The organism is Nonomuraea sp. KM90 (genome assembly GCF_052246675.1).
Classification (GTDB): Bacteria; Actinomycetota; Actinomycetes; order Streptosporangiales; family Streptosporangiaceae; genus Nonomuraea.
Genome location: NZ_JBQQCB010000064.1, coordinates 55,858 through 62,316 on the forward strand (window position 1 = coordinate 55,858; position 6,459 = coordinate 62,316).

Annotated in this window: 5 protein-coding genes; 4 read left to right on the top strand and 1 reads right to left on the bottom strand. The window is 72.5% G+C overall.

Annotation, left to right across the window (positions count from 1 at the left end):
• Positions 1-29 precede the first annotated feature (29 nt).
• Positions 30-749 (bottom strand): SDR family NAD(P)-dependent oxidoreductase, encoded by a 720-nt coding sequence (locus ACTWPW_RS40310; RefSeq protein ID WP_375116266.1) that lies wholly within the window; start codon positions 747-749, stop codon positions 30-32.
• Positions 750-876: 127 nt separating this feature from the next.
• Here ACTWPW_RS40310 and ACTWPW_RS40315 point away from each other — a divergent pair, with 127 nt between their 5' ends.
• The 4 genes from ACTWPW_RS40315 to ACTWPW_RS40330 all read left to right on the top strand — a co-directional run.
• Positions 877-1,149: a WXG100 family type VII secretion target gene (locus ACTWPW_RS40315; protein WP_364112490.1), complete on the top strand. Its 273-nt coding sequence runs from the start codon at positions 877-879 to the stop codon at positions 1,147-1,149.
• Positions 1,150-1,357: 208 nt separating this feature from the next.
• Positions 1,358-3,571 carry a protein kinase domain-containing protein gene (locus ACTWPW_RS40320; RefSeq protein WP_443171765.1) on the top strand — a complete coding sequence of 738 codons (2,214 nt, stop codon included), beginning with the start codon at positions 1,358-1,360 and terminating at the stop codon, positions 3,569-3,571.
• Between the two features lie 22 nt (positions 3,572-3,593).
• Positions 3,594-4,736 carry a S8 family serine peptidase gene (locus ACTWPW_RS40325; RefSeq protein WP_375116268.1) on the top strand — a complete coding sequence of 381 codons (1,143 nt, stop codon included), beginning with the start codon at positions 3,594-3,596 and terminating at the stop codon, positions 4,734-4,736.
• A 108-nt stretch (positions 4,737-4,844) separates the two neighbouring features.
• Positions 4,845-6,459, top strand: a 1,615-nt coding sequence (locus ACTWPW_RS40330) for a serine/threonine protein kinase (protein WP_443171766.1), incomplete at its 3' end; no start/stop codon positions are given.

Below are 6,459 nucleotides of genomic sequence, written 5' to 3' on the forward strand. Positions count from 1 at the left end.
GTCCTTCCTCCTCGGGGCCTCCTGGGTGCTCAGCGGCCCAGGTACGCGCCGCCGTTCACGTGGACCACCTGCCCCGTTACGTGCCTGGCTCCCGCGGAGGCCAGGAACAGAACGGTATCGGCCACGTCGGCGGGGCTGCCAGGACGGCCGTTGCGGGTGTTCTCCACGCGGGCCCTGATGCCGTCCTCGGTCAGCCGGCCGCGGAAGAACTCGGTGTCCAGGACGAGGCCGGGGGAGACGACGTTCGCGGTGATGCCCTTGGGGCCCAGCTCGGCGGCCAGGTCTGCGGTCCAGGACTCCATGGCGGCCTTGGCGGCGCCGTACGAGCCGGAGCCGGTGCCCCTGGCGGCGATCGAGCCGATCGAGACGATCCGGCCGCCGTCGCCCATCCGCGCGGTCAGCGCGGTGGTGACGAGCACGGCGGACATGAGGTTGGCGTTGAGGTTGGCCCACCACGCCTGGGCCACGTCCATCAGCTCGTCGGACCACCTGCGGCCGAGGTTGGTGTTGCCGCCGGCGTTGTTGACCAGCACGTCGACCCGCTCCGGCAGCCTGCGCAGCGCCTCCCGCACCTCGCCGGGGCTGGTGGCGTCGAACGCCGTGTACGCCGCGCCCAGACGCTCGGCGGCCTCCTTGAGCACCTGCTCGCGGCGGCCGGTGATGGTGACGTGGTCGCCCAGCGAGACGAACGCCTCGGCGATCGCGTATCCGATGCCGGTCCCGCCGCCGGTCACGACTATCTCGCGCATGAGCCGACAGCTCCCGATGCGATCCGAACAATCCTCGGGTAGACCATAGCCTCTCGGCATAACGCGGGCGACGGGCGGTGGCCCTTCCTTAGTGTGAGGGCGCTTTCACAGGTTCCAGGAGGTATGCATGAGCCAGAGCATGCTCGGCGGCGACCCCGCGGAAATGCAGCAGATGTCCACGCAGTTCACGCAGCAGTCGGAGGCGGTCCGCACCACCATGACCGCGCTCGACCGCGAGGCCGCCAAGGTCGGCACCGCGTGGACGGGGCCGGGAGCGCAGCGCTTCCAGCAGGCGTGGCAGAACTACCGCACCGCGTTCCAGCGCATGACCGAGGAACTCGCGGAAGCTTCGCGGGTCATCGGGACCTACCGGCAGAACATCGAGTCCGCCACGAAATGATCAACGAGAGGGCCCTGGCGAGGGAGCTGGGGCTTCTTTCCGTTGAACGGGCGCGCGACGGTCGAACGGGCGCGCGCGGAGTCCTGGCCGCCCGCTCGAACGCCAATTGACGGTTGACAGTCAGAGTGCGCGACCGAAACCCCTGATGCTTATGGGGCTTATTTGGTTAAATGTCCTCCGATCATGACGTAATCCCGAAAGGACGGTCATGGCGGAGAAGGACGCCTCCCAGCCGGAGCGGATAGGTGGCCATGAGATCACCGGCCGCCTGGGTGAGGGGCCGCGTGGCGTCGTCTACCTGGGCCGGGAGTCCGAAGAGGCGCCTCAGGTGGCCGTCAAGACGCTGAGCGTCACCCCTGACGCCGACCCCGGTTTCGGGGCCCGGCTGAAGAGCGTCACGCGGGTGTCCAGCTCGTACGTGGCCCGCACGTTCGACGCCGGCACCGACAACGGGCTGGCGTACGTGATCAGGGAGCACATCGAGGGCCGGTCGCTGGCCGAGGCCGTCGCGGCGGACGGGCCGCTGACCGGGGACGCGCTGGAGCGGGTCGCGGTGGGCACGCTGACCGCGCTGACCGCCGTCCACCTGGCCGGGTTCGCGCACCGCGGCCTCACACCGTCGAACGTGATCCTCACCGTCGAGGGGCCGCGCGTCACCGACATCGAGCTCGGGGATCCGGCCGGCGAGATCGGCCACCGGGCGCCCGAGCAGCTCGGCGGGCTGCAGTACGGGCCGTACGCCGACGTCTTCTCCTGGGCCACGACCGTGGTGTTCGCCGCCACCGGGTCCGCACCCTTCGGGCACGACCCGGAGAACGTGCTGAACGGGGAGCCCGAGATCGGGGAGCTGCCCGAGCCGCTGCGGCAGGTGGTGCTGGCCGCGCTCGCCAAGAAGGCGGACGGGCGGCTCACGGCGTACACGGCGTTGCTGCGGCTGCTGGGCGACCGCAACGCGCCCGTGCCCGCGCCGCCGGCCGCCGGGAGCCCGGTGCTGCCGCCCGCTGTCGGGAGCCCGGTGCCGCCGCCGGCGATCCTGCCCATCCAGCTGCCCGTCGACGGCGCTCAGACGCCGCTGATGCCGCCGCCCGCAGCCCCCATGGACCGACACCCCGCCCACCCCGCACCCGTCCACCCCGCCCCGGTCCAGCCCGCCCCGGTCCAGCCCGCACCGGTCCGGCCCGGCCCCATGGGCCCGGGGCCGATCGGAGCGGTCCCGATGGAGCCGATGGCGCAGGCCCCGACGGGACAGGCCCCGATGGGCCAGGGGCCGATGGGACTCGGGACGGCGGGGCCCGCGTACGAGCCTCAGATGTGGGGGCCTCCGCCCGGCCCCGCGCAGCAGGGCCCGCCCCAGCCTCCGGCTCCCCCGGCGGTGCCCGGGCAGGGCGACGGGCGGGAGCGCAGGCCGTTCCCCGTGGGGCTCGTGGCGGGCCTCACCGCCGTCGTGCTCCTGTCGGGCCTCGGCGTGTGGGGCGCGAGCCAGTACTCCGGCAAGGTCAAGTTCGCCCCGATCGCCGCCGCCACCCGGGAGGCCACCGGGGGAGGCGCCTTCTCCGCCCTGAACCAGGGGGAAGGGGCCGTGACGGGCGCGCCCACGCAGCCGCAGCCCGAGATGACCGCGCCGTGGGTGGACACGGCCGCCCCGGACGAGAGCGGCGTCGGCCCGATGACGCTCCCCACCGAGGACCCGACCGGCTCGCCGACGGTCCCGGTGCTCACGACGGTGCCGACCCCCGGACCGATCTCGACGCAGCCGGTGCCGCTCCCCACCGCCCAGCCCACGGGGACGCAGCAGCCACAGCCGTCGGCGAAGCCCACCAAGAGCCCCAAGCCCAAGGCCACGGTCACCAAGACGGTTCCGCACTCCAGGAGGCCGACGCCGAGCCCGACGCGGACCACCGAGGAGCCCGCGCCCACCCCCACGAGGACCACATCGAGGCCGGCGCCCACGAGGACGACGCAGGAGCCGAAGCCGACTCCCACGAAGACGACCCAGAAGCCGGCTCCCACGAAGACGACGCAGAAGCCGACGCCGACCAGGACGACGCAGAAGCCGACGCCGACTCCGACCAGGACGACCCCGCCGCCCGTCAAGAAGAACCCCTACACCGCGGCCCAGGTGTGCGGTGGCGGTTTCGTCGTCCAGCGGTCGAGCTCGTTCACCGGCGGCACCACGTACCAGCTGTGGAACAACAGCACGGGGCAGAACTGCGTGGTCACCCTCAAGTCGGGCGCGGACGTCGGCAGGTCCACCCGGGTGAGCGCCACTCTGGAGGTGCAGGGCGGTGGCAGCAAGACCGACGCCGGGAACTTCGAGTATTACGCCGGCCCGGTCATCCTGGCGGCCAAGGGCAAGTGTGTCCGCTACTCCGGCAGCGCGGGTTCAGGGAGCACGAGTGCGGGGTGGGCCAACTGCGGCTAGGTTGCGTCTACGCTTGCCCGTCATGATTGGTCGCGCCCTTTTCGCGAGCCTGATCGCCCTGCACGTCCTCGGCGCTCCGGCGGCCGCCGCGCCCGAGGACTGCAACCCGGAGAAAGGCACGCTGAAGCTGCCGGCCAGCGAGCCGTGGGCGCAGAAACGGCTCGACATCAAGAACGCCTGGCGGCTGACCAGGGGCGCCGGCGTGACGGTCGCGGTCGTCGACAGCGGCGCCGACTACCACCCGCAGGTCCAGCTCTCCAAGATCATTGACGAGACGCACACCGGCCACCGCGACTGCGTGGGCCACGGGACGGCCGTCTCGGGCATCATCGGCGCCCGCTATCTGGCCGGCGTGCCCTTCCACGGCGTCGCGCCGGACGCCGAGATCGTGATGCTCAAGCAGAGCAACAAGCCCGAGGGCGACATCAACAAGCTGGTCGACGCCATCAACGACGCCGTCGCGGCCAAGGCCGAGGTGATCAACGTCTCCGTGCGCGCCTCCGACCACCCCGGGCTGCGCGCCGCCGTCCAGCGGGCGCTCGACCAGGACATCGTGGTGGTCGCCGCGGCCGGGAACGTCACAGGCCCCGACGACGAGGACGTGCCCGCCTATCCCGCGGCGTACGAGGGCGTGCTGGCCGTGGGCGCGGCCACCCCCGACGGCCGCCGCGCCGACTCCTCCAACGCCACCACCCCGGTCGGCGTGCTCGGCCCCGGCACGGAGATCACCGCTCCCTGGCCGGGTCGCGCCTACAAGCGTGGCCTGCAGGGCACCAGCTTCGCCACGCCCTACGTGGCGGGCACCGCCGCGCTCGTGCGGGCCCGCTTCCCGAAGCTCACCCAGGAGCAGGTGCGCCGCCGCATCATCGCCACCGCCGACGGCACCGCCGGTGTGGGCACCGGCACGGGGATGGTGAACCCGGTGCTCGCGCTCACGGCCGTGCTGCCCTACGAAGCCGTCAACGCGCCCGTGGTGGCCGAGCCGCCGCCCACCGCGCTGCCGGCGGACGCCATCGCCAAGGTCCCTCCCCGCGACGAGACCGCCATCGGCATCTCCATGGCGGTGGGATTCGGCGCGGTGCTGGCGATCGCGGTGGCGGGCGCGCTCGCGCTGCTCGTTCCCCTGGGGCGGCGCAGGGGCTGGCGGCCCGGCCGGCCGTCCTGAGGGTTGCGGTTCGGTGAATTATCGATTTGCTGACGAAACCACTGATGCGAATGTGACGGATTTGGTTGAATGTCCCCTTGAGATCTTGCAGTAACTGAAGGGACAGAGATGCATCCCGTGCGGCCGGGCGATCCCGAGAAGCTGGGCGCGTACGTCATCTCAGGACGCCTTCCCGATGGGCCGAACGGTACGGCCTATCTCGGCAAGGAGTCCGAGGACGCGCCCCTGAGAGTGATCAAGTTATTGCCCGCCGTCCCTGAACAGGGCGGCGACGACATTGCTCGGCTCACCGGGGTGCAACGCGTCTCCAGCTCGTACATCGCGAGGACCCTGGAAGCCGGTCAGCACGGTGACCTGCCCTACGTCGTGCGCGAGTACGTCGAGGGGCGCAGCCTCGCCGAGATCGTGGCGGAGGACGGTCCGCTCGACGCCGACGCGCTCGAGCGGGTGGCCGTGGGTGTGCTGACCGCGCTGACCGCGGTGCACCTGGCCGGCATCACGCACCGCGGGCTCACCCCGCACAACGTGATCATCGGCGCCGACGGCCCCCGGGTGACGGACGTCGACCTCGGAGAACCCGCCGGCGAGGTGGGGTACCGGGCTCCTGAGCAGCTCAGGGGATTGAGGTACGGGCCGTACGCCGACATATTCGCCTGGGCCGCGACGGTGGTGTTCGCCGCGACCGGGAAGCCGCCGTTCGGGCACGACGCCGAGGCGGTGCTGAACGGGCAACCCGAAGTGGGGAACCTGGGCGAGCCGCTGCGCCAGGTAGTGCTGTCCGCGCTGGCCAAGGACGTCACGCCGCGCCCGACCACGTACATGGCGCTGCTGCGGCTCCTCGGGGACAAGAAGGGCGGCGCCGCCGCCCTGGCGCAGAAGCCGCCGTCTCAGCCGGGCGCCCCGATCGAAGGCGTGCCCGTCAGCGGCGTGCCGGGGCAGGGTGTGCCCGGCGCGCCCGTCCATGGCGTCCCTGTGCAGGGTGTGCCGGGCACGCTCGTTCATGGCGTGCCTTCACAGGGTGTGCCGGGCGCGCCCCTTCATGGCGTGCCCGTGCAGGGCGGCCCCGTGCCCTCCGGCATGCCGGCGGAGGGGATGCCGCCGCAGGCCGGAGCGCCCATGCTGCCGCAGCAGACGTGGGGGCCGCCGCCCGTGCCGCAGGAGCACGCCCATGGCGGTCCGCCGCCGATGGAGGGTGTGCCGGTGCCGCCTCCCGGCCCGATGTGGGAGCCGCCGCGCTCCGAGCGGCAGGCGACCGTTGCCGGGGAGACGGTGTCCTCCCGTCCCCCTCGCCGCTTCCCTCTGGGACTCGCCGCCGCGGTGACCGCGCTGGCGCTGCTGTCCGCCGTGGGGCTGTGGAGCGCCAACCGGTACGCGTCGACGCAGCGTTTCGAGCCCGTGGCCGCGGCCGTGGGCACCCCGTCGGCGAACGCCCAGGCGGCTGACGGATCGCAGGACGTCCCGCAGCAGGGCCAGCCGCAGCAGCCGGGGCAGGACCAGCCAGGGCAGGGCCAGACGGGACAGGACCAGCCGGGGCAGGCCGAGGTGACCGTGCCCTGGGCGGACAAGTCGGCCACCGACCCGAACGACGTGGGCCCGCTGGTGCTCCCGACGGAATGGACGTCGCAGGCGCCCACGCCGCCCGAGCTCAGCACCGTACCAACACCGATGCCGGTCAACACCCAGCAAGCAACACAACCGAAGGCGCCAGCCGCACACACGTCGA